Origin of the sequence: Aureimonas endophytica (assembly GCF_014642635.1) — a bacterium.
Classification (GTDB): Bacteria; Pseudomonadota; Alphaproteobacteria; order Rhizobiales; family Rhizobiaceae; genus Plantimonas; species Plantimonas endophytica.
On the sequence record NZ_BMIQ01000044.1, the window covers coordinates 1 to 504 of the forward strand.

At 60.5% G+C, this 504-nt stretch carries 1 protein-coding gene; it reads right to left on the reverse strand.

The features are described from left to right. The coding region (locus tag IEY14_RS25725) for a PE-PPE domain-containing protein (RefSeq protein ID WP_188913703.1) at positions 1–504 on the reverse strand (504 nt) is incomplete at both ends.

The following is a 504-nucleotide window of genomic DNA, read 5'->3' on the forward strand; positions in this document are numbered from 1 at the left end:
GGACAATGTGAAACCCAACTGCGGTATGGAGAAGCCAAAACGCGTAAGAATGCCACCGTCGGGCCGGTTGGGATTGCCGGTCAACGTAAAGGACAATTCGTCGAGACCCGGACGCAGGTGTGCTGGCAGGGATTGCAGATAGCGCATTTCGAAGGTGGCTATCGTGGCGCTTTGGGAGGTGCCGAAGACGACGACTTCGTTTCCCGCCGCGAGTTGCGCCATGATCGCGGTGTGCAGATTCGTTACGCCCTGGGCCACGGAGACGTCATAGGTCAGGCTATTCAGCCCGGTGAATGGGAAAAACTGCGATGGCGTTTCCAGGAACGTAGCGGTGTATCCGGGATGCACGGGGGTGATGAACCGCGCAGCGTACTCGAGTAAGGGGATGTTGGGCAGCGGCAGTAGGCTGTCGGTGCCGCCCATGACCAACGCGGTTACTCCCGGGCCGCCGTTGCCCACCACCAAGACGTCGGGGTTGGCAGGCTTGCCGAAGCCGATTTGTCC